Source organism: Streptomyces sp. NPDC050147 (assembly GCF_040660195.1).
Lineage (GTDB): Bacteria > Actinomycetota > Actinomycetes > Streptomycetales > Streptomycetaceae > Streptomyces.
The window spans coordinates 94830-115598 of sequence record NZ_JBFALJ010000005.1 but is presented as its reverse complement, the minus strand read 5'-3'; the positions used below and the strand labels follow the sequence as shown (position 1 = coordinate 115598).

At 69.5% G+C, this 20769-nt stretch carries 22 protein-coding genes; 12 read left to right on the top strand and 10 right to left on the bottom strand.

All coding sequences use genetic code 11. The features are described from left to right. The first annotated feature begins 13 nt into the window (after positions 1-13). The 3 genes from AB0I94_RS10770 to AB0I94_RS10760 all read left to right on the top strand — a co-directional run bounded on the left by AB0I94_RS10770 (position 14) and on the right by AB0I94_RS10760 (position 2459). Positions 14-805, top strand: coding sequence for a GPP34 family phosphoprotein (locus tag AB0I94_RS10770; RefSeq protein WP_363309142.1), 792 nt, complete (start codon positions 14-16; stop codon positions 803-805). Positions 806-1164: 359 nt separating this feature from the next. Continuing rightward, positions 1165-2022: a helix-turn-helix transcriptional regulator gene (locus AB0I94_RS10765; protein ID WP_363211805.1), complete on the top strand. Its 858-nt coding sequence runs from the start codon at positions 1165-1167 to the stop codon at positions 2020-2022. A 227-nt stretch (positions 2023-2249) separates the two neighbouring features. After that, the gene (locus AB0I94_RS10760) at positions 2250-2459 is read left to right on the top strand and encodes a DUF397 domain-containing protein (RefSeq protein WP_363309141.1); all 210 of its coding nucleotides are present in this window, start codon (positions 2250-2252) and stop codon (positions 2457-2459) included. Positions 2460-2639: 180 nt separating this feature from the next. Here AB0I94_RS10760 and AB0I94_RS10755 read toward each other — a convergent pair whose 3' ends face one another. After that, a complete protein-coding gene (locus tag AB0I94_RS10755) occupies positions 2640-3524 on the bottom strand; it encodes a hypothetical protein (RefSeq protein WP_363309140.1) in 885 nt (294 codons plus the stop codon). 75 nt (positions 3525-3599) lie between these two features. Between AB0I94_RS10755 and AB0I94_RS10750 the strand changes: the two genes are divergently transcribed. Beyond that, entirely contained in the window at positions 3600-4388 is a 789-nt protein-coding gene (locus tag AB0I94_RS10750; RefSeq protein WP_363309139.1) for an SDR family oxidoreductase, read from the top strand. A 291-nt stretch (positions 4389-4679) separates the two neighbouring features. Beyond that, positions 4680-6260: a sodium:solute symporter family protein gene (locus AB0I94_RS10745; protein WP_363309138.1), complete on the top strand. Its 1581-nt coding sequence runs from the start codon at positions 4680-4682 to the stop codon at positions 6258-6260. A gap of 97 nt (positions 6261-6357) precedes the next feature. On the opposite strand, the gene AB0I94_RS10740 is transcribed toward AB0I94_RS10745, so the two are convergent. The 5 genes from AB0I94_RS10740 to AB0I94_RS10720 all read right to left on the bottom strand — a co-directional run bounded on the left by AB0I94_RS10740 (position 6358) and on the right by AB0I94_RS10720 (position 9956). After that, on the bottom strand, positions 6358-7476 hold the full coding sequence (locus tag AB0I94_RS10740; RefSeq protein WP_363309137.1) for an ADP-ribosylglycohydrolase family protein: 1119 nt from the start codon (positions 7474-7476) through the stop codon (positions 6358-6360). Positions 7477-7680: 204 nt separating this feature from the next. Next, positions 7681-8118, bottom strand: a complete 438-nt coding sequence (locus tag AB0I94_RS10735) for a PIN domain-containing protein (protein WP_363309136.1) — start codon at positions 8116-8118, stop codon at positions 7681-7683. Then, on the bottom strand, positions 8115-8384 hold the full coding sequence (locus AB0I94_RS10730; protein ID WP_160505612.1) for a CopG family transcriptional regulator: 270 nt from the start codon (positions 8382-8384) through the stop codon (positions 8115-8117). The genes AB0I94_RS10735 and AB0I94_RS10730 overlap by 4 nt, the downstream gene beginning before the upstream one ends. Positions 8385-8443: 59 nt before the next feature. Then, positions 8444-9253 (bottom strand): helix-turn-helix domain-containing protein, encoded by an 810-nt coding sequence (locus tag AB0I94_RS10725; protein ID WP_363309135.1) that lies wholly within the window; start codon positions 9251-9253, stop codon positions 8444-8446. Positions 9254-9503: 250 nt separating this feature from the next. Next, positions 9504-9956 carry an ATP-binding protein gene (locus tag AB0I94_RS10720; RefSeq protein ID WP_363309134.1) on the bottom strand — a complete coding sequence of 151 codons (453 nt, stop codon included), beginning with the start codon at positions 9954-9956 and terminating at the stop codon, positions 9504-9506. 156 nt (positions 9957-10112) lie between these two features. Here AB0I94_RS10720 and AB0I94_RS10715 point away from each other — a divergent pair, with 156 nt between their 5' ends. Both AB0I94_RS10715 and AB0I94_RS10710 read left to right on the top strand, forming a co-directional pair. After that, positions 10113-10961, top strand: coding sequence for a helix-turn-helix transcriptional regulator (locus AB0I94_RS10715; protein WP_363309133.1), 849 nt, complete (start codon positions 10113-10115; stop codon positions 10959-10961). Next, positions 10958-11224 carry a DUF397 domain-containing protein gene (locus AB0I94_RS10710; RefSeq protein ID WP_363309132.1) on the top strand — a complete coding sequence of 89 codons (267 nt, stop codon included), beginning with the start codon at positions 10958-10960 and terminating at the stop codon, positions 11222-11224. Before AB0I94_RS10715 ends, AB0I94_RS10710 begins: the two co-directional genes overlap by 4 nt. A gap of 3 nt (positions 11225-11227) precedes the next feature. Here the strand turns inward: AB0I94_RS10710 and AB0I94_RS10705 are convergent, their stop codons facing one another. Then, positions 11228-11674 (bottom strand): DUF1772 domain-containing protein, encoded by a 447-nt coding sequence (locus AB0I94_RS10705; protein WP_363309131.1) that lies wholly within the window; start codon positions 11672-11674, stop codon positions 11228-11230. A 97-nt stretch (positions 11675-11771) separates the two neighbouring features. On the opposite strand from AB0I94_RS10705, the gene AB0I94_RS10700 reads away from it, so the two are divergent. After that, positions 11772-12350: a TetR/AcrR family transcriptional regulator gene (locus tag AB0I94_RS10700; RefSeq protein ID WP_363309130.1), complete on the top strand. Its 579-nt coding sequence runs from the start codon at positions 11772-11774 to the stop codon at positions 12348-12350. A gap of 161 nt (positions 12351-12511) precedes the next feature. Then, a complete protein-coding gene (locus AB0I94_RS10695; RefSeq protein WP_363309129.1) occupies positions 12512-13912 on the top strand; it encodes an FG-GAP-like repeat-containing protein in 1401 nt (466 codons plus the stop codon). A 33-nt stretch (positions 13913-13945) separates the two neighbouring features. Here the strand turns inward: AB0I94_RS10695 and AB0I94_RS10690 are convergent, their stop codons facing one another. The 3 genes from AB0I94_RS10690 to AB0I94_RS10680 all read right to left on the bottom strand — a co-directional run bounded on the left by AB0I94_RS10690 (position 13946) and on the right by AB0I94_RS10680 (position 18120). Next, positions 13946-16579 (bottom strand): bifunctional FO biosynthesis protein CofGH, encoded by a 2634-nt coding sequence (locus AB0I94_RS10690; RefSeq protein ID WP_363309128.1) that lies wholly within the window; start codon positions 16577-16579, stop codon positions 13946-13948. A gap of 43 nt (positions 16580-16622) precedes the next feature. Beyond that, positions 16623-17507: a TIGR03619 family F420-dependent LLM class oxidoreductase gene (locus tag AB0I94_RS10685; RefSeq protein ID WP_363309127.1), complete on the bottom strand. Its 885-nt coding sequence runs from the start codon at positions 17505-17507 to the stop codon at positions 16623-16625. Between the two features lie 73 nt (positions 17508-17580). Then, positions 17581-18120, bottom strand: a complete 540-nt coding sequence (locus AB0I94_RS10680) for a hypothetical protein (RefSeq protein WP_363309126.1) — start codon at positions 18118-18120, stop codon at positions 17581-17583. A 133-nt stretch (positions 18121-18253) separates the two neighbouring features. Between AB0I94_RS10680 and AB0I94_RS10675 the strand changes: the two genes are divergently transcribed. The 3 genes from AB0I94_RS10675 to AB0I94_RS10665 all read left to right on the top strand — a co-directional run bounded on the left by AB0I94_RS10675 (position 18254) and on the right by AB0I94_RS10665 (position 20724). Next, positions 18254-18670, top strand: a complete 417-nt coding sequence (locus AB0I94_RS10675) for an ankyrin repeat domain-containing protein (RefSeq protein ID WP_363309125.1) — start codon at positions 18254-18256, stop codon at positions 18668-18670. 80 nt (positions 18671-18750) lie between these two features. Then, positions 18751-19092, top strand: coding sequence for a hypothetical protein (locus AB0I94_RS10670; RefSeq protein WP_363309124.1), 342 nt, complete (start codon positions 18751-18753; stop codon positions 19090-19092). 90 nt (positions 19093-19182) lie between these two features. Then, on the top strand, positions 19183-20724 hold the full coding sequence (locus tag AB0I94_RS10665) for a CehA/McbA family metallohydrolase (protein WP_363309123.1): 1542 nt from the start codon (positions 19183-19185) through the stop codon (positions 20722-20724). The last annotated feature ends 45 nt before the right edge of the window (positions 20725-20769 follow it).

Genomic DNA, 20769 nt, shown 5'->3' with positions numbered 1-20769 from the left:
CGGGGAGGCATGGATGGGCAGGAGCCGCAGAACAATTCCGGAGGAGCTTCTGCTGCTCGCTTTGGACCCGGCCACGGGTACCACAGCGCAGCCGCAGTCGCTCGACCTCGGTCTGGCCGGAGCACAGCTAGTGGAGCTGGCGCTGGCCGGACGGATAGCCCCAGACGGGGATCGTATCGCCGTGGTGATGCCACGGCCGACCGGAGATCCGACTCTGGACTCCGCACTGGAACTGCTGCGCAGGCGCGGCAGCCCGGTTCGGGCGGTCCACTGGATTGGCGGGCCCCGACTGGGGCTGCGCCAGATCTACCTCGCGCACCTGGAGCGGTGCGGCATGGTGCATGCCGTATCGGGCCAGATGTGCGGAGTACTGCCGACGACTCGCTACCAAGCGACGGAAACGGCAATCAGCCGGGACATCAGGTCCCGACTGGACAGCGCGATCCGCACCGGCGTACCGCCGGACCCGCGGACCGCGGCGCTCGCCGCGCTCGCTCACGCAGTGGGGCTCGGCAAGCACCTCTACCCCGGCAACGAGGGGCGTTCATCGCGCTCCCGTCTCCGGGATCTGATCAGGCACGACCCGATGGGCGGCCTCGTGGCGCACGCCGTGATGGACGTCCAGAACGGTGTGGCCGCTCAGCCACGCCGCAGTCCGGCCCCAGCGGGACCGGGCGGACCGGGTGGTCCTGGCGGACATGGTGGACCAGGCGGTGGCCGACAGCCGGCCAGGACCGTGCCGGAACCCGGCGGGGTTCCGATGCAGCCGCGCCGCGGATCCATGGCACGTGCCGTGGCCCACTGAGCACGCTCAGCAGCACCGCATCACCCGCAGCACCGCAGTACTCGCAGCACCCGCAGTACCGGCGACAGCAACGCCGCACCGCAGTCCCCCAGACCCGGTTCGGGAGCCGCTGGGCCGCGCGGGGCACCGGCACCGGAACCGTCAGGACGACGGCACCGGCACCACCGCCCCGCGCGGCCGCGCAAACGCGATCGCGCGGCCGGGCCGCACCCCTCGTACCAGTCCTCACGTCCGTCTTCACGTCGCATTGCGGTTCGCTCTTCACATCGGCTGTTTTCCAGCGGTGTGCGACGCGTTGGTGGCACTCTGCTGAACAGCAGACACGCAAAGTAGAGGCATGTAGTCGGAGGTGCACGTCCGTGGCGTCCAATGTCAATCCCACCGTCAGGCGACGCCGGTTGGGCCAGGAGCTCCGCAGGCTCCGCGAGCTCAAGGGCATGACGGCCGAGGAGGTCGCCGAGCGCCTGCTGGTCTCGCAGTCGAAGATCAGCCGCCTCGAGAACGGCCGCCGTTCGATCAGCCAGCGCGATGTGCGCGACCTGTGCGGGGTCTACGAGGTCGAGGACCACCGCATAGTCGACTCGCTCATGCAAATGGCCAAGGACTCGCGCCAGCAGGGCTGGTGGCACTCCTTCGGCGACATTCCGTACAGCGTCTACATCGGCCTGGAGACGGACGCCGCGTCCCTGCGCGTGTACGACCCGCAGGTCGTCCCCGGTCTGCTCCAGACCCGTGCGTACGCGGAGGCGCTCATCACGGGCGCGCTGCCGGAGACCACGCCGACGGACATCGAGAAGCGCGTCCAGGTGCGCGTCCGCCGTCAGGAGCGGATCAACGCCCCGGAGAACCCGCTGCGCCTGTGGACCGTCCTCGACGAGTCGGCGCTGCGCCGGGTGGTCGGCTCCCGGCATCTGATGCGCGACCAGCTCGAACACCTCGTGGAACAGTCGCAGCTGCCTCACGTGACCGTCCAGGTGATCCCCTTCGAGATGGGCGCGCACCCCGGCCTCAATGGCCAGTACGCGATTCTCGAGTTCCCGGACGCGGCGGATTCCAGCGTCGTCTACATCGAAGGCGTCACGAGCGACCTCTATCTGGAGAAGGCGAACGACGTCCAGCAGTACAGCGTGATGTACGAGCACCTGCGGGCCCAGGCGCTGAACGTGGATCAATCGCGCCAACTCATCGCGGACATCGCGAAAGAGTACGCCCGCTGAGGCGTACGTCGCGTATGAGACCGCCCCGCAGGGGAAAGTCCCGCACCGTACACCTACCACTCGGCGAGGCGGAAGACCCCACTGGAATATGCCATCCGGTCGAGTGAACGCTCCCTTCACTCCGCGATGTTGGCGAGTAGCGTCAATCACGCCATCGAGCAACATCCGTTGGCGCAGCCGCTCCTGGCGGTGACCGCAACTCATCAACTGTGTGAACCGGAGTAACCATGGCTATTCATCAGGGCGCTACGAATACGTGGGTCAAGTCCTCGTACTCCACGGGAAACGGCGCGTGTGTCGAGGTCAAGTCCCCCGTTGCGACGGCGATTTCGGTCCGGGACTCGAAGGTCACCGAGGGCCCCGTCCTCGCCTTTCCCTCCGACTCGTGGCGCGCCTTCGTCTCCGAGGTCGGCCGGGAGTCCTCACACCTCGGCTGAGACGAACCCGCTCGCGCATCAGCCCGACGCGATCAGCGAGAGGTCGACAACTGCATAAGCAGCACCGATTGAGCCCTCTCGACTGGCCCGCCGTCCCGGCCGAGGGGGCTCGGCCTTTCCCCGGCGCGAACTGATCGACTGACCTGCCGCACTGATCGACTCGCCTGCCGCACTCGTCGACTACCGCAGTTGATCGACGTACGTGTCCGTTCCCGGCACCGTGGGAATGAAAGGCGCCAGCAGCTCCACCCTCCCCATCCCCGATTCAGCCACCGCTTCCGCCCGCCCGGCGAAATGCTCCTGCCAGCACTCGCGCGGATCGGTCTGCAGGAACCAGAGCAGCGTGAGCCGGGTGTCGACTCCCTCGACCTGCTTCACGTACGTCATCCGGTCCCCCGGCAGCGGAGTCGGCCGGAAGATGGTCACCATCGCGGCGGGAGAACCGGCGAGGGCCCCCGGCAGTTGCCGGGCTCGCAGCCATTCCAGCAGCTCTCCCCGCCGCCGCTGCGATTCGGCGTCGATGACTTCGAGCACGAGGCCCTGGTAGGGGTGGTCGAGCGCGTGGAAGTCGCGGGGCCCGGCCGCCCCGTCGCGGTAGACGGTGGCCTCGTGGTCCTGGAAGGCCGTGAAGACGTGCGTGCGGTCCTGGTAGACGCGGCCGTCGCGGTTCAGGCGCTCGTTGATGCCGACGGTCCACTTCATGTGCTCGTCATAGCGGCCCTCGGTCACCCAGTACGTGGAGAGGTAGCAGCCGGCGGTCACGGGCTCGGCGACCGCCGACTTCTCCGGCCGGCGCAGGAGTTGGAGCTCGCGGGGAGCGACCCAGCGGCGGCCCGCGTACATCCAGGGCATCGCCATCGCGCCGGCGTAGTAGTGGTCGTCCTCGTACCAGCGGTTGTACGCGTACTCGTGGCCCGGGTGCGGCTCGACCATGGTGATCAGGGCGTGGCCCGGGTGCACGCCGTACGGACCGACTGCGGCCAGCTCGCCGTAGTCCTCGCTGCGGGTGTCCTCGCTGCGGGCTTCCTTGCTGCGGCTGTCCTCGGTGCGGGCGGCCTCGCTCATGAGTCTTCCTTCCTCCGGTGGACGCCCATACTCTGACGCTCCGTCAGCAAAACTGCCAGAGCCGGGAGGCGCCCCATGCGCTCGCTCCTCGAAGGAAAGACCGTCGTCGTCTCGGGGGTCGGGGCAGGCCTCGGCCACCAGGTGGCGGCCGCCGTCGTACGGGACGGGGGCCACGCGGTGCTCGGGGCGCGCACGGAGGCGAACCTCGCCAAGTCCGCCGGGGAGATCGACCCCGAGGGCACACACACGGCGTACCGCCCGACCGACATCACCGACGAGGCCCAGTGCGAGGCGCTGGCGGGCTTGGCGCGTGAGCGCTTCGGCGGGATCGACGCGGTGGTCCATGTGGCCGCCTGGGACAGCTATTTCGGTGGCGTGCAGGACGCGGACTTCACCACCTGGCAGCAGGTCATCGACGTCAACCTGCTCGGCACGCTGCGGATGACGCGGGCCTGCCTGCCCGCGCTCAAGGCCCGGGGCGGCTCGGTGGTGTTCATCGGCACGCAGTCGGCCGTCGCGGCTCCCTCGCAGGTGCGGCAGGCGGCGTACGCGGCGTCGAAGGGCGCGCTGACATCGGCGATGTACTCCCTGGCGCACGAGGTGGGTCCTGACCGCATCCGGGTGAACACCGTGCTGCCCGGCTGGATGTGGGGCCCGCCGGTCGAGGCGTACGTCCAGTTCACCGCGCACACCGAGGGGGTGCCCGAGGAGGAGGTGCGGGAGCGCCTCGCGGCGCGGATGGCGCTCCCGGAACTGGCGACGGACGGGGACGTGGCGGACGCGGCGGTCTTCCTCGCGTCGGACAGGGCGCGGGCGATCACGGGCCAGTCGCTGCTGGTGAACGCGGGTGAGCTGATGCGGTAGGCGCCGCGCCGCGGAACAGGCCACGGCTGTACGGGACCCGGGTCCTGTACAGCCGTTTTTGTGCGCTTACACGGCCTCGTGGGACGGGCCTCTCAGGATCAAGGATGTGAACGCAGGTCAGTAAACAGAACGATTTTACTCGCTCTTGACCTCACTGCCGGTTGTCGGCAGCGCACACCCCCACCCACGATGAGCGGGCACTTCAAGGCCGCCCAGGTCCGTATGTCCCGAAACTGGCCAAGTGCACGGCATTTCAGCGCAGTTCACAAGGCGGACCCCTGGAGGGGGCACATGAACAGTCTCGACTGGGCCGTGCTCATCGGCTACTTCGGCATCATGGTCGCGATCGGCATCTGGTCCCACAAACGCGTGGACAACGTGAGCGACTTCTTCACCGCGGGCGGCAAGATGCCCTGGTGGCTGTCCGGCATCTCGCACCACATGTCCGGCTACAGCGCGGTGATGTTCACCGGGTACGCGGGCATCGCGTACACCTACGGCGTCACGTCCTTCATCACCTGGTCGTTCCCGATCGCGCTCGGCATCGCCATCGGCTCGAAACTCTTCGCTCCCCGCATCAACCGGCTGCGCGGACGCCTGCACGTGGCCTCGCCGCTCGAATACCTCAAGAACCGCTACAACCTCAAGACCCAGCAGGCCCTCGCCTGGTCCGGGATGCTCCTGAAGATCGTGGACGTGGCCGCCAAGTGGGCGGCCATCGCCACCCTGCTCGCCGTCTTCACCGGCATCTCGATCAACGAGGGCATCCTGATCACCGGCGTGATCACCGCCATCTACTGCACGATCGGCGGCCTGTGGGCCGACGCGCTCACCGAACTCGGCCAGTTCATCATCCAGCTCCTGGCCGGTGTCGCGATGTTCGTTGCCGTGGTGTCGAAGCTGGGCCCGCACGGCGGGTTCTTCGGCGTCTGGGACGAGCCCGAACTCCAGGGTCACGCGGAGCCGTTGGTCGGCCCGTACGGAACGATCTTCCTGCTCGCGTTCCTCTTCATCAAGCTCTTCGAGTACAACGGCGGCATGCTCAACCAGGCCCAGCGCTACATGGCCACGTCGAGCCCGAAGGAGGCCGCACGCTCGGCCCGGCTCTCGGCCGCGCTGTGGCTGGTGTGGCCGGTCGTCCTCTTCTTCCCCATGTGGATGTCCCCGCTCCTGGTGGACGCGAAGAAGCCCGACGGCTCGGACTCGTACGCCCTGATGACCGAACAGCTCCTGCCGCACGGCTTGTTGGGCCTGGTCATCGTCGGCTTCTTCTCCCACACGATGGCCATGTGCTCCTCGGACGCCAACGCCATCGCCGCGGTCTTCACCCGCGACGTGGCGCCGGTGCTCTCCCGGCAGGCCAGGAACTGGAACGAACGCTCGGGCCTGCTCGCCGCGCGTCTGACGACCGTCGTCTTCCTCGGCCTGTCCATGGCGGTGGCCACGCAGGTCAACTCCCCCGCGTTCAAGGACATCATCACGGTCGTCATCAAGTGGGTCGCGGGCCTGATGGGTCCGATCGCGATCCCGATGATGCTGGGTCTGCTGCGTACCTTCCGCAGGTCGGGTCCGACCGCGGCGCTCACCAGCTGGTCGATGGGTCTGCTCGCCTTCTGGCTGGTCAACTACCCGATCAACTGGAGCGTCGAGGGCGGGGTGCCCCTGGAGTACCAGGTCTCGATCCCGCTGGCGGTCTCGCTGATCCTCTACATCGTCGTCGGCATCGTGAAGCCGGAGGACACTCCGGAGCGGGACGCGCTCATCGAGAAGATCAATACGGACGGGGACGACGACTCCGCCGGTGCGGCGGCTGTTCCGCCCCCCGCCGGGGAGGCCGACGGAATGGTCGCGCCGCAGGGCCGCTTGCCGTAGTTCACCGGCTCCGCCGAGTTCGTCCTCAAACGCCGGACGGGCTGAATGCTCCCCCGGCCAGGGAAGCATTCAGCCCGTCCGGCGTACTGCTGCTGCTCTACGCCCGCGGATACCGCGCGAGCCACCCCGGCGACGACACCGCGGGACCGTGCAGCGCGGGCCCCTGGGTCATCTCCATCGCGAAGTCGTCCGCCAGCTCAAGGATCGTGGCCCGCCCTTCCAGCTCGGTCAGCCAGGCGGGCGGCAGCGCGGTCTCGCCGTGCAGCGCGCCGAGCAGCGCCCCGCACAGGCCGCCCGCGGCGGACGAAGCTCCCCCGTGGTTGACGGCGAGCCGCAGCCCGTGGCGGATGTCCTCTCCTACGAGGGCGCAGTACACCGCGGCGGCAAGCGCGCCCTCGGCTCCCCCGTCCCCCATCAGCTCCTCCACGCGGGAGGGAGTGGGCATCCCCTGCCGTACGGCGCCCAGGGCGTGCTTCAGGGCGTCGGTGACGGGCTGGTGGCCGGGCCGGGCGGCGAGCAGCGCGAGCGTCCGCTGGATCGCGCCGTCCAAGGACTCTCCGCGCGCCAGGCCGTGTACGAGGAGGGTGTGCGCGCCGGCGGCGAGGTAGGCGGTGGGGTGCCCGTGCGTCTGTACGGCGCACTCCACGGCGAGCTGGAGCACGAGCTGCGGCTCCCAGCCGACCAGGAGCCCGAAGGGTGCGGACCGGGTGACGGCCTCGGAGCCCTGCTCCCCCGGGTTCTTGGGGGCTTCGAGCGTCCCCATGATCTCGTCGCCGAACCCGATCAGACAGGCACGGGCGGGCGAGCGGCGCGAGTAGAGCCACTCCTCGCGGGCCAGCCAGCCGTCTTCCTTGCGCCGCTCGTCAGGGCCCCAGTCGCTCTGGGTGGCCGCCCACCGCCGATAAGCCCGGTGCAGGTCGGTGGGCGGGTGCCAGGCGCCGGTGTCGCGCCGCACCTGGGCGCGTATGAGTCCGTCGACGGTGAAGAGAGTGAGCTGTGTGGCGGCGGTGACGGCGCCGCGCCTGCCGTGGGCGGGGGCGGGCTCGGTGAGCCCCTCGGCGCCGTGGGCTTCGCGTATCTCTTCGAGGCTGAGCGAGTTGACGGGCGCCCCGAGCGCGTCCCCGACGGCGGCTCCGAGGAGTGTGCCGCGCACCCGGCTGCGAAAGTCCTGCTGCTCGACGCGCCCCCAGACTCCGGTGGCTGCTGCGGTGCTCACGGCACCTCCTCCCCCTGCTCTCCCCGCGCACCCTCCGCGCACGTTCTGCGCAGCACTGTAATCGAACGGGAACGGTCGGTTCAGAGGCGAAGAGATATCTGAAGAGTCGCCCTTCAGATCACTTTTGACCGGACTTCACAGGGGCTTTTCATGGAGCTTCGGGGGCCGGGAAACGTCCATGGCGGGATCACAGAGCGATCGGCATCAGAGGTCGTCCGGCAGAATCCGGAAATGGGTGTATCGGCCCCCGAGGGGGCGGACGGCCCGAAAGTCCCGGATGTCCCGGGTCAGTACGGCATCGGTGTCGTATTCGGCGGCCAGGGCGACGTTCACCGCGTCCACGAGATCGAGGCCGAGGGAGTCATACCGGGCGCGTACTGACAGCGCCACGTCGAGGTGGTCAGGAGTGGGAGGGGCCAGGACCAGTCGCATCTGGCGGGCCCGCGCGATGAGCGAGCGAAGGATGCCGTCGGCTGCGGCACGCCCAGCGCGGCTGGCAGCCACTTGGTGGACGTCGGTCAAAGCAAGAGGGGTGGCGACGAGAAGAGCGCACTGGTCCGCGGCCTTGCGGACCGCTTCATGATCCGGGTCAGAACGGTTGTAGAGCGTGAGCAATCCGGAGGTGTCAGCGATGGCGATCAAGCCGCGTGCCCCCGATTGCGGCGCTCTCGCGCCTCATGCGCTCCGGTCACGGCCGTGCGGATGTCGTCATCCGTGACAGGCCCACCGAGATCGAACGTCTCCTCATCGGTGACGAACGGTTCGTCCCAGATGCGGGTCGCCAAGGCGATGCGGTGAATGCCCTCGCGGATTATTTCGGCCTCCGAGACGCCCATGCGTGCGGCAGCCTCTTTGATCATCGCGAGGTCTTCGTCATCGGCGTAGACGTTGGTTCGCTTCAGTGCCATGAAGTTCATGGTACAGGTTATGTACCACTCCAGCGGGATGATCGAGCCGTTCACGGCCATCACGCCGCTACCGCGCCGTAAGTACGACAGTCCCCGCACTGCCCTGGCCCCGGAGAGCGGAAGGCGCGGTCGCAGGCTTCGCAGGTCTGGAGCGGGTCGGGGCGGGGCGCCTTCGGCGCAGGGGGCGCGGCTGGGGGCAGCAGGGCCGTGAGGCGGTGGGCGAGGAAGGCCGCGGGGCGGCGCAGGGGTTCCGGTGGCAGTCCGGACGCCAGCGTCAGCTGTACGTCCGCTGCGGCCACGCCACGCTCCAGCCAGGCGGCGGCAGCCGGTACGAGGCGGCGTACGTCGCGCTCGGTGAGCAGCAGCCGTGGGGCGAGGGTGCGTAGGCCGGACAGTAGCTCCGCCGCGGTGCGGTGTCTTTCGAGGTCGACGGGTGTGTCCGGGGCGGGGAGCGGGTTCGTGGCCGGTGCTGCTGATGGCTCAGGTGCCGCCGGTTCGGGGTGCTCTCGCTGCTCGGGGCGAGGCGTGTTGTACGACGTCGTACGCGTCACGATCCGGCCGGACGGGAGCCGCTCCTTGGTGCGGGACAAGTACCCGTGCGCCTCCAACTCCCGCAGGGCGGAGGCGATGCGCGTCTCCCCTTCGGGGAACTTCGCGGCCAGAGCCTTGATGCCGACCGGCGTGCCACCGGGAAGCGACTGGATGTGTGTCGCGAGACCGATCGCCGTCAGGGACAGCTCGGAGTGCTGGGCGAGGTGGTTTCCGACCACGGTGAACTGTTCGCTGTGGCGTTCCACCACGTGGTCAAGTCCGGTCCGCGTACGTCCGGTGCGGGCGCGCAGGGGCGCGCTAGGCTGCTGTTCAGCCATGGAGGGGAGCCTCTATCTCTTCCTCGGTGGTCAGGCCCTCGTTCGGGATTGCCGTCCCGGCGGGGGCCGTCTCATGTTCGGTTGTCTTGCGTTCTGTCGCGGCTGACGTTGCACCACGAAATCCCCTGAGCGCCAACCGTGTTGGCGATGACCACTCTTGTGGGTGACGGCGCGATACGGGCGGGGTGGGGTGGGGTTTCCCCCAAGCCCTTTACCTGGTTCTTTGTCTTTGGCGTCGGGCCTGACCGGGTCACGTCGCGCCGCAATCCGGTAGCAGCGCGAGCTCCGCCCAGACGGTTTTGCAGGGGGCTGGGCCTTCGTCCACGCCCCAGCGGTCCGCGTACGCCGCGACGAGGAGCAGCCCTCGCCCCGACTCCGCGTCGCCTCCGGCCGGGTCCGGGGTTCGTGGGAGCCGGTCACCCCGGGGGTCAGTCACCTCGATACGGAGCGTGCGGGTCGCGTCCAGCGTGAGGGTCAGCCGAAAGCCTCGGCCCGGCACTTGGCCGTGGAGCACCGCGTTTGCCGCTAGCTCGGCGACGACGCTTTCCGCCGCCTCGGACGGGTTCTGCCAGTCGGCGAGTTGACGCTCCGTGAGCAGCCTCGCCAGGCGGGCGCCTCTTCGCGTTGCGGAGAGCAGGACGGTGAACCGGTGGGTGCGGGTGCGGGTGGCGTGGGTGCTGGTTTGGGTGACTTCTGGGTTCATGTCACTCAGCGTGGCGGGGCGTGCGTACGCTGAACAGCGATGACGCCCGTGCGTACGTGACTGTCCAACGGCTGTCCCGACCTGTACAGCCTGTCCGGCGTGACGCTCCGTATGTAAGCACCGTTAGGGACGGGCGACACGGCGGAGGTGGACACGGTGAACACTGACAGTACGGATGAGCCCGGCTGGGACGTTGATCCCGAGGACGAGTCGGGGACGGTGGTTGCTGTCGGCCGCCAGATCAGACTCTGGCGAGAGGCTGCTGGGCTGGGAGCCGCCGAGTTCGGCAGGGCCGTGGGGTATGGCGAGAACCTGGTCTACAAGATCGAGCGGGGGAAGCGGATTCCTCGGCCGGAGTTCTTGGTCAAGGCGGATCAGGTGCTGGGGGCGGGCGGCAAGATCGCCGCGATGCGCGAGGACTTGACAGAGGCTCGGTACCCGAAGAAGGTCCGGGACCTGGCGAAGCTGGAGGCCCAAGCGGTCGAACTCGGGGCGTACAACAACTCCGTTGTCCACGGCCTGTTGCAGACCGAGGAGTACTCCCGTGCAGTCTTCAGCAATCGGCGGCCCCCGTTCGCCTCGGAGGAATTGGAGCAACGGGTGGCCGCCCGTATGGCCCGCCAGGAGATCCTGAGCGACTCAACAGGCCTGCCTGTCTTCAGCTTCGTGCAGTGTGAGTCGACGCTGCGTCGCCCCATCGGAGGCAGAATGGTGCTGCGGCGGCAGCTCGACCGACTGTGCGAGGTGAGCAAGTTGCGGAACGTCGATCTCCAGGTGCTGCCTCTGGGCCGCGAGGAGAACTCTGGCCTCGGCGGCTCGTTCCGGCTGCTCAAGCTCAAGGACGGGAGCACGCTTGGGCACAACGAGGTCCAGCTCATCAGCCGTGTGATCTCTGACCCGAAGGATATCCAGGTCCTTGATATGCGCTATGGCATCATCCGGGCACAGGCTCTGACACCACAGGAGTCGCTGGCCTTCATCGACAAAGTGCGGGGAGAGACATGACCCTCAAGCCCTCGGGCGGAGACGATCCCGAGCTGGAGTGGTTCAAGAGCAGCTACAGCACGGATGACGGCCCCGACTGCCTGGAGGTGGCCTGGCGGAAGAGCAGCCACAGCAGCAACGAAGCTGGCTCCGACTGCGTCGAAATCGCCCCCACCCCCCGCACCATCCACGTACGCGACTCCAAGAACGCCCAGGGCCCCCAACTCGCCTTCGCGAACAGCACCTGGGCGGTCTTCCTCACCTACGCGACCGCATCCGCCTAGCGCTCAGGCGAGGGCGGTGACCAGCAGGGCGAAGGCGGCGATGATGACGGCGACGCGGACGTAGTGGAAGCGGTCCCAGCGGTTCGACTGCTCCTTCCAGTCGGCGGGCCGGTTCTCAGGCGTCCACTTTTTGCTGCGGTTGTTGATCGGGACGAGCAGCAGGATCGACATGATCACGCTGAGGATCAGCAGCGCGCCGGCGGTGACGACGAGGCCGGTGCCGTGGTGGTCCCATCTGGCGATGGCCCAGACCGCGACGAGGGCTACCGAGGTGATGTACCAGACCGGCATCACGGCGCCGAGCATCCTGCCCCCGTGGGCGCGGCCGAGCTGGCCGCTGTCCTCGGGGAGCGCGTCGAGGATCCGGTTGATGACGAAGGCGACGGAGAACTCCACCCCCACCATCACGCCGACGGAGACGGTGGTGATGACCTCAAGTGCGTCGAGCATGATGATCCCCCTGGAATCCAGAATCTAGCGTTGCTAGGTGATGAGGCAACGCTAGCGCTGCTGCCGCTCGATTGTCTAGCGATGCTAGGATTCAGTCATGTCGGTACAGGAACGCAAGCAGCGCGAACGGGCACAGCGCGAGCGCCTCATCGTGGCGACCGCCCGCGAACTCGCCGAGCAGCAGGGCTGGGACGCGGTCACCACCCGGCGGCTCGCCGAGCGCATCGAATACAGCCAGCCCGTCCTCTACAGCCACTTCCGCGGCAAACGCGAGATCATCGGCGCCGTCGCCCTCGAAGGCGCCGCGGAGATGGCCATGGCGGTGCGGGCCGCGGCCTCCCGCGCGAACAGCCCCCGCGAGCGCGTCGCCGCTCTCGCCCGCGCCTACCTCGACTTCGCCGCACGCAACCCGGCGGTCTACGACGCCCTGTTCCAGCTCGACGGTGGCCTTGCCTTCGCGCACGAGGACACCCCGGAACCCCTCAAGGACGCCTTCGCCGCGCTGCTGGAGAGCCTGGGCGAGGTGGCCGGGGACGGCGTCGACCCGGGGCTTTTCACCGAGACGTTCTGGGCGTCCCTGCACGGCCTGGCGACCCTGACCCGGGCGGGACGGCTGCCGCCGGAGTACATCGAGCCGAGGGTGGAGCTGCTGGTGGACCGGCTCGCCATGGCCTGAGCCTGAACTGCTTTACGTGGGACAGGAGTTGAGCGAGGAAAACGTCAGGTTCCGTAACGGAAATGTCCGGGCGTCGTAACGATGAACCTGCGGTGTACAACCACTTGCCTCAGGCGCCCGTCTTCTCTTGTGTCACAGAAGTTTCCCCCGCAGGAGGACCAGTGCGTCGCTCACTCATAGCCGCCGTCGCGGTGACCGCGCTCGCGACCCCGTTCGCCGTCGTGGCCACGGCGGGTTCCGCCGCCGCCGCGCCCGTCGCGGCGAGCAAGCCCGTGACCGACTTCAACCACGACGGATACGCCGACCTCGCCGTCTCCGCGTACCGCGGCGCCGTGAACGGCAAGGCCGGCGCCGGCTACGTATCCATCGTGTACGGCTCGGCGTCCGGCGCCGACACCGCGCACGCCAAGCAGATCAACCGCACCACCGCGGGCGTGCCCGGCGACCCCGAGGAAGGCGGCGCCTTCGGTGCGAGCACCGAGGCAGCCGACCTGGACGGCGACGGATACACCGACCTCACCGTGAACAACGGCCCCAAGAACGTCGTGATCTGGGGTTCCGCCAACGGCCTGACCCAGGGCAGCGAGCTGCCGGACCAGTACACGACGGGGCTGAAGGCAGGCGACTTCAACGGCGACGGCAAGACCGACCTCGTCGTCAACTCGCAGGACACCCTGAAGGTGAACTACGGCCCGTTCACCCGCGACGGGAAGCCCGCCTCCACCTCGTCCGTCGCGAACGGCGACGACGGCCCCAGGGAGCTCATGGTGGGCGACGTCACCGGTGACGGCGCCGACGACCTCGTCACCAGCCACGACTTCGAGGAGATGCAGTACTCCTCGCGCCTGTGGAAGGGCGGCAAGGACGGCCTCGCCAAGACGTCGACGCCGACGAAGAAGTTCACGACGAACGGCGTCATCGCCGACGTGGACAAGGACGGGTACGGCGACCTGGTGGCCCGCGAGGTCGACGAGGTCTCCGAGATGCAGGTCTACGACGCGGGCGCCGTCCGGGTCGTCTACGGCTCCGCGTCCGGCTTCTCCACCCGCACCGCGAAGATCACCCAGGACACCGCGGGCGTACCCGGCGTGGGCGAGCCGGGCGACCCCGATCTGAACGACAGGGGCGACCAGTTCGGCTACTCGCTCTCCGCCGGTGACGTCACCGGTGACGGCTACCCGGACATCGCGGTCGGCGTACCCGGCGAGGACATCGACTCCGCCGGGGACACGGGCGCCGTCGTCCTCCTCAAGGGCGGCGCGAACGGCCTGAGCGGCACCGGCGCCCAGGCCTTCAACCAGTCCACGGCCGCCGTCCCCGGCGTCTCGGAGTCCGGCGACAACTTCGGCACCGAGGTCAAGCTCTCCGACGTGAACAAGGACGGCCTCGCCGACCTGACCGTGGGCGTCCCGCTGGAGGACGGCACGACCAAGGACTCGGGCGCCGCCTGGCTGTTCCGTGGCTCCAAGACGGGCCTGACGACGGCCAACATCACGTCGTTCAGCCCGTCCTCGCTCGGCACCCCGGAGGCGGGAGCCCGCTTCGGCGGCGAACTCTCCTGACCCCGCCCCCGAGGGGCTGACCTGTCCCCCGAGTCAGTCCAGTACGGGAAGCAACTCCGGGAGGTGGCCGTCCGACGCGGCGGCCGCCTCCTGGCGCTCCAGCGGCACCTCCCCGTACAGCGTCGTCCGCGGCTTCGCGGGACGACCGGCCTCCTCCGCGATCGCGATCAGATCCTTGACGGAGCGGTACGAGCCGTAACTGGAGCCCGCCATCCGGGAGATGGTCTCCTCCATCAGCGTGCCGCCCAGGTCGTTCGCGCCCGAACGCAGCATCTCCGCCGCACCCTCCGTGCCCAGCTTCACCCAGCTGGTCTGGATGTTCGGGATGTGCGGGTGGAGCAGGAGCCGCGCCATCGCCACCACCGCGCGGTTGTCGCGGGTGGTCGGCCCAGGACGCGCGATGCCCGCCAGATACACCGGCGCGTTCGTGTGGATGAAGGGCAGCGTCACGAACTCCGTGAAGCCCGCCACGCCCTTGGCCAGCGCGTCCCGCTGCACCGCGGCCAGCGTGCGGAAGTGCCCGAGCCAGTGCCTCGGCTGGTCCACATGCCCGTACATCATCGTGGACGAGGAGCGGATGCCCAGCTCGTGGGCCGTCTTGACCACCTCGATCCACGTCGCCGTCGGCAGCTTCCCCTTCGTCAGGACCCAGCGCACCTCGTCGTCGAGGATCTCCGCCGCCGTGCCGGGGATCGAGTCCAGGCCCGCGTCCTTCGCGGCGCTGAGCCAGTCCCGGATCGAAAGACCCGTCCGCGTCGCGCCGTTCACGACCTCCATCGGCGAGAACGCGTGCACGTGCATCCCCGGCACGCGCTCCTTCACGGCCCGCGCGATGTCGAAGTACGCGGTGCCGGGCAGGTCCGGGTGGATGCCGCCCTGCATGCACACCTCGGTGGCGCCGACCTCCCACGCCTGCTGGGCCCGGTCCGCGACCTGGTCCAGGGAGAGCGTGTAGGCGTCCGCGTCGGTACGGCGCTGGGCGAACGCGCAGAAGCGGCAGCCGGTGTAGCAGACGTTCGTGAAGTTGATGTTCCGCGTGACGATGTACGTGACGTCGTCGCCGACCACGGACTTGCGCAGGTCGTCCGCGACACCGCACAGCGCGTCCAGGGCGGGACCGTCCGCGTGCAGCAGGGCCAGGGCCTGCTCGTCCGTCAGGCGCGTCGGGTCGTCGGCCGCCGTCTTCAGGGCCGCCCGTACGTCTCCGTCGATGCGCGAGGGCACCATGCCGGGCGCCGCCTGCTCGCGCAGGGCCTCCCAGTCGCCGTACACCTCGTCGAAGTCGTCGCGGCGGTCGGACGTACGGCCCGTCGTGTCGATCGTGCGGTGCAGGTCCGTGCGGCCCGAAGAGGCGACGTACCCCTCGTCGGGCTCCTGCCAGGGCAGGCCGCTCGGCCGGGCGTCCGCGTTCGCCAGGCCCGTCTCCGGGTCGACGAGTGCGCGCACGTGCGGCAGGAGGCGCGGGTCGAGCCAGGGTTCGCCGCGCTGCACGAACTCCGGGTACACACACAGCCGTTCCTCCAGGCGGAAGCCCGCTGCCGCCGACTGCTCGGCCAGCTCGTCCAGCTGCGGCCATGGCTTCTCCGGGTTCACATGGTCGATCGTGATCGGGGATACGCCGCCCCAGTCATCGATGCCCGCGCCGATCAGGCGCGCGTACTCCCCGTCGACCAGATTCGGCGGGGCCTGGATACAGCCCGCCGGACCCATGATGTGCCGGGCCACGGCCACCGTCGCGACCAGGTCGTCCATCTGGGCGTCCGGCATGCCGCGCATCGCCGTGTCCGGCTTGGCGCGGAAGTTCTGGATGATCAGTTCCTGGATGCCGTGGTACGAACGCGACACGCGACGCAGGGCGAACAGCGACTGGGCCCGCTCCTCGTACGTCTCCCCGATCCCGATGAGCAGCCCGCTGGTGAAGGGCACGGACGACCGGCCCGCATCCTCAAGGACCCGCAGGCGCACGGCTGGTTCCTTGTCCGGGGAGCCGTAGTGCGGCATGCCCGGCCGGCTCCACAGGCGATCGGCCGTGGTCTCCAGCATCATGCCCATGGACGGCGCGACCGGCTTGAGGCGCTGGAAGTCGGTCCAGGTCATGACGCCGGGGTTGAGGTGCGGCAGCAGGCCCGTCTCCTCCAGGATGCGGATCGAGATGGCACGCACGTAGGCGATCGTGTCGTCGTACCCCTCCGCCTCCAGCCACTGGCGCGCCTCCGGCCAGCGGTCCTCAGGCTTGTCCCCAAGGGTGATCAAGGCTTCTTTGCAGCTGAGTTCGGCTCCGCGCCGCGCGATGTCCAGTACCTCGTCCGGAGACATGAACATCCCGTGGCCCTCACGCCGCAGCTTGCCCGGCACGGTCACGAACGTGCAGTAGTGACACTTGTCCCGGCATAGGCGGGTCAACGGGATGAAGACACTCTTCGAGTACGTGATGACGCCGGGCCGCCCCGCCGCCGCGAGCCCCGCGTCACGCACCCGCGCGGCGGAAGCGGCGAGGTCCTTCAGGTCGTCACCCCGCGCCTGGAGCAGCACGGCGGCTTCGGCCGTGTCGAGCGCGACGCCGTCCCTGGCGCGTTTGAGCGCGCGACGCATGGCGTTCGCGGTGGGCCGTGCCGGCGCTGGGGTCGGCCCCTGGGGTGCTTTGTCCTGCGGCGCGCTGTTGGTCATGCGTCCGAGCATACGAGCGACCGCTCAGAGAAACAGCTACAGGTCAGTGCCGTTCGCGGGAGGCGGGTGCGAGAGGCACGTATCGCTGGTACTCGTCCAGCGTGCGCAGCACCTCCGCCTCCCCACGCGCCGGGAGCTGCACGATGGCCTCGTCCACGCCGAGCTCGGCGTAGTGGGCGAGCTTGCCCTCGGTCGGCTCGACCGCCGAGAGCGCCACGTACAAGTCGGCCGGGTCCCGGCCCGCGTCGGTCCACGCGGTGCGGAGAGCGGGCAGGTTCTCGCGCAGACCGCCGCCGCCGATGGGGAGCCAGCCGTCCGCGTACTCCGCGATGTGTGCGAACAGCTTGGGCCCTGCGGCCCCGCCGATGAGGGTGCGGGGCCCGTACAGCGGGCCTTCCTTGCGGGGGCGGGGCGCGCGGACCGGCTTGGGGTGCGCATCGCTGGCGCGCACACTCTCGAACTCCCCCTCGTACGCCGTCGGCTGATCGGCCCACAGGGCCCGCATGACCGCCATCCGGTCCCTCACCAGCGCGCGCCGCGTGCGCCACTCGGTGCCGTGGTCGGCGGCCTCCTCCCTGTTCCAGCCGTAGCCGATGCCGAGGGTGAACCGGCCGCCGGAGAGATGGTCGAGGGTCGCGATCTGCTTGGCGAGGTCGATGGGGTCGTGCTGCCCGACGAGCGCGATGTTCGTGCCGAGCCCGAGCCGCTCCGTGACGGCGGCGGCCTGCGCGAGGGCCACGAGCGGGTTCAGCATCCGGGCACATTCGGGCGGCAGTTCACCGCCGGGGTACGGGGTTTCGCGGGAAACGGGGATGTGGGAGTGCTCGGGGAGGTACAGCGCCGCGTAGCCGCGCTGCTCCAGCTCCTGGGCCAGGCGTATGGGGGTGATGGTCTGATCGGTGAGGTAGAGGCTGGCGGCAACTCGCATGGGGTGTCCTCCGGTTGCGTATGCGTGCGTAGCCATAACGCTCCCGTACATCGTTCTCGTACGGGAGCGGATCTCACTTACCAGCCGTCAGCGGCCCGGGGGTCCATGCCGCGCCCGCACCCCGCGTCCGCCTCCTGTAGTACGCGACCGTCACCGAGAGGAGCAGCGGAGCCCACAGGAGCAGCGGCACGTAGCAGACCATCAGGAGTGTCTGCTTGGCCACGCTGTCCGTGACGCCGGGGCCCAGGTCCGCGTACGCGGCGTACACGAACCAGCCAGTGATCAGGAACAGCCCGGCGGCCCCGAGCAGCGCCGGGATCACCGCGGCGAGCGGCCGCACCCGGCGCCCGCCGAGCAGCGGTATCCACCCCGGCACGACCTCGCCCCACCCCCGCACCAGTCCGAGCGTCAGCAGGGCGAGGCACTCGGAGACGACGCTGAGCCCCAGGACGTAGAGCATCTCGCCCCAGCCCTCCACCGGCATGTCGGCCACCGGGAGCCCGGCGACCAGGGCGACACGCCACAGCCCCGAAGGCAGGGTGGCCAGCGGTACGGCGTGGGCGGCGATCACGGCCCACCGGGGGACATCGGGGAGAGCGCTCATCTTCAGCATGGGCATCATGCTGGCCGTGGGTGCGGTCCCGTCACATCGGCGTACGGGCCGATCACGAGCGCCGGGCCTCCACCGCACGGGGGAGCGGAAAATCCGACCACTCCGCGCGGCTCCCGAACTACCCTGGCGCCCGATGAGCAGAAGACGACGCAAGAAACAGACACAACAGCTGGCCGTGGCAGCGAGACTGGGCCGTACCGCACAGGTCAAGGCCCTGCTGCGGGCGGGAGCCGACCCCAAGAAGCCCGACGCCGACGGCACGACACCGCTGTACGGCGCGTCCGTCCACGGCGCGGCGTCCACCGTCCGGGTGCTCCTGGAGGCGGGCGCCGATCCCGACGCGGAGAGCGGCCACGGCGACCAGGGAACGCCCTTGTGCGGGGCCGCGTGCTGGGGTCACACCGACGCGGTGCGCGAACTGCTCGCCCACGGAGCCGACCCCGACCTGCGCGAGGACCACGGCACGGGATGTTCCCCGTTGCGATGGGCGACGCAGGGCGGGCACGAGGAGACGGCCGCCGTGCTGCGGGCCGCGGGCGCGAGCTCCTAGGCGCGGGGGCGCCCAGTGGCCTAGGATCCGCCAGAACCGGACTATTCCGGCGAGTTCCGGGGGAATTGGGGGGCTCCATCATGCGACTTCGCCTGGCGACCGTACTGCTGCTGCTCGGCGCGCTGCTGGGAGGCACCGCTTCCGCGGGGGTCCACGCGGCCACGCCGCGGGCCGGTGCCGTGTCGGCTTCGGCCACGGCTTCTGCTTCTGCTCCCGCTTCGACGGCGTACACGACAGGGGCCGTCACCGTCCGGGCGGACACCAAGGCGGCCGACGAGGCGCAGTCCAAGCCCAAGAAGAAGAAAAAGAAGAAGTCCAAGGGCGGGATGGGACTGATCATCGGGATCATCGCCGTCATCGCGATCATCATCATCGTCATGATCGCCGTCCGCCGCGTGCGCAAAGCCCGACACCGGCCGTAAGTCTGTCAATTGCCTTCCCTTGCCGTGCAGTTCACGGCTCAATACCAGGGTTGCCCTGCAGTCCCTTCCGACACCCTGGGGAGCCGACACATGTGCGAGGACGAACACCACCGGGCCAGACCCGCCAACACGCCCCTGAACCGGCGCGGTCTGCTCGTGACGGGAGCCGCCGCCGCGCTTACGTTGAACAGCGTGAGCTTCGCGAGCGCCGCAGGGCGTGAATCCGGAAGTGGCGACGAGACCAAGGTGGTGCGCGGCACGCTGCCCACCGGGTCACCCGACTTCGTGTACCTGCCGGTCGAAGTCCCTGGCGGCGTACGGGAGATCCACGTCGCGTACACCTACGAGAAGGTCACCGTCCCGGCGGGCACGCAGGGCAACGCCCTCGACATCGGCATCTTCGACCAGCGCGGCACCGCACTCGGCGGCAAGGGATTCCGGGGCTGGTCGGGCGGCGCGCGCACGGAGTTCTTCATCCGCGCCGACGACGCGACCCCCGGCTACATCCCCGGCCCGGTCAAGGCGGGCACCTGGAACATCGCGCTCGGCCCCTACACCGTCGCACCCCAGGGTCTGCCCTACGAGGTCACGATCACCCTCAAGTACGGGGCGCCCGGCAAGACGCCCAGGCCCGTCTACCCGCCGGAGCGGGCGAAGGGGCGGGGCCGCGCCTGGTACCGCGGCGACTGCCACCTGCACTCCTGGTACTCGGACGGCAGGCGCACCCCGGCCGAGATCGCGGCGCTCGCGCGCGCGGCCGGCCTCGACTTCATCAACTCCTCCGAGCACAACACGCACTCGGCGCACGCTCATTGGGCCGAGGAGGCGGGCGATGACCTCCTCATCATGCTGGGCGAGGAGGTCACCACGCGCAACGGCCACCTGGTCGCCCTCGGCACGGATCCCGGCACGTTCATCGACTGGCGTTACCGCGCCCGCGACAACCGCTTCGGCAAGTACGCCCGCGAGATCCGCGACGCGGGCGGCCTCGTCGTCCCCGCTCACCCGCACGCCACCTGCATCGGCTGCAACTGGAAGTTCGGCTTCGGGGAAGCGGACGCGGTGGAGGTGTGGAACGGCGCGTACACCCCGGACGACGAGATCTCCCTGGCCGACTGGGACAGCACCCTGGTCGCCGCCGTGCGCGGACGCAAGCCCTGGGTCCCGGCCATGGGCAGCAGCGACGCCCACCGCGATCCCGACCCCATCGGCACCCCGCAGACGGTGGTCCTCGCGGACGACCTGAGCCGCGACGCCATCCAGGCGGGCATCCGCGCGGGCCACAGCTACGTCGCCGAGTCCAAGAAGGTCTCGCTCACGTTCACCGCCACCGGCGGCAGGGGCAAGCAGGCGGGCATCGGCGAGCGCCTCCACGTCGAGCAGGACACCCCCGTGACGGTCCGCCTGGACGTCACGGGAGCCCCGGGCTGCACGATCCGCTTCGTGACGGACCAGGGCGTCCTCTTCACCAGCCCCGCGATCCCCGCCACCGGGACCGGCACGGCCCAGTGGCGCACGACGCCTTCGTACGCCGCGTACGTACGGGCCGAGGTCCGCCACGCACCGGTGACGCCGGGCCTTCCGGGGCCGCTGAGGGCCTTCACGAACCCGATTTTCCTGGGCCGGAACTAGGTGCGTCGTGGTTGCTCGCGCAGTTCCCCGCGCCCCTGAAAGGCG

What these genes read in the sequence shown, in the direction of transcription:
- AB0I94_RS10720 (WP_363309134.1), bottom strand. Translation starts at nt 9,956, where the DNA reads ATGAACCCAGAAGTCACCCAAACCAGCACCCACGCCACCCGCACCCGC.
- AB0I94_RS10710 (WP_363309132.1), top strand. Translation starts at nt 10,958, where the DNA reads ATGACCCTCAAGCCCTCGGGCGGAGACGATCCCGAGCTGGAGTGGTTC.
- AB0I94_RS10680 (WP_363309126.1), bottom strand. Translation starts at nt 18,120, where the DNA reads ATGCTGAAGATGAGCGCTCTCCCCGATGTCCCCCGGTGGGCCGTGATC.
- AB0I94_RS10770 (WP_363309142.1), top strand. Translation starts at nt 14, where the DNA reads ATGGGCAGGAGCCGCAGAACAATTCCGGAGGAGCTTCTGCTGCTCGCT.
- AB0I94_RS10755 (WP_363309140.1), bottom strand. Translation starts at nt 3,524, where the DNA reads ATGAGCGAGGCCGCCCGCACCGAGGACAGCCGCAGCAAGGAAGCCCGC.
- AB0I94_RS10690 (WP_363309128.1), bottom strand. Translation starts at nt 16,579, where the DNA reads ATGACCAACAGCGCGCCGCAGGACAAAGCACCCCAGGGGCCGACCCCA.
- AB0I94_RS10750 (WP_363309139.1), top strand. Translation starts at nt 3,600, where the DNA reads ATGCGCTCGCTCCTCGAAGGAAAGACCGTCGTCGTCTCGGGGGTCGGG.
- AB0I94_RS10705 (WP_363309131.1), bottom strand. Translation starts at nt 11,674, where the DNA reads ATGCTCGACGCACTTGAGGTCATCACCACCGTCTCCGTCGGCGTGATG.
- AB0I94_RS10665 (WP_363309123.1), top strand. Translation starts at nt 19,183, where the DNA reads ATGTGCGAGGACGAACACCACCGGGCCAGACCCGCCAACACGCCCCTG.
- AB0I94_RS10760 (WP_363309141.1), top strand. Translation starts at nt 2,250, where the DNA reads ATGGCTATTCATCAGGGCGCTACGAATACGTGGGTCAAGTCCTCGTAC.
- AB0I94_RS10685 (WP_363309127.1), bottom strand. Translation starts at nt 17,507, where the DNA reads ATGCGAGTTGCCGCCAGCCTCTACCTCACCGATCAGACCATCACCCCC.
- AB0I94_RS10700 (WP_363309130.1), top strand. Translation starts at nt 11,772, where the DNA reads ATGTCGGTACAGGAACGCAAGCAGCGCGAACGGGCACAGCGCGAGCGC.
- AB0I94_RS10730 (WP_160505612.1), bottom strand. Translation starts at nt 8,384, where the DNA reads ATGGCACTGAAGCGAACCAACGTCTACGCCGATGACGAAGACCTCGCG.
- AB0I94_RS10670 (WP_363309124.1), top strand. Translation starts at nt 18,751, where the DNA reads ATGCGACTTCGCCTGGCGACCGTACTGCTGCTGCTCGGCGCGCTGCTG.
- AB0I94_RS10745 (WP_363309138.1), top strand. Translation starts at nt 4,680, where the DNA reads ATGAACAGTCTCGACTGGGCCGTGCTCATCGGCTACTTCGGCATCATG.
- AB0I94_RS10675 (WP_363309125.1), top strand. Translation starts at nt 18,254, where the DNA reads ATGAGCAGAAGACGACGCAAGAAACAGACACAACAGCTGGCCGTGGCA.
- AB0I94_RS10725 (WP_363309135.1), bottom strand. Translation starts at nt 9,253, where the DNA reads ATGGCTGAACAGCAGCCTAGCGCGCCCCTGCGCGCCCGCACCGGACGT.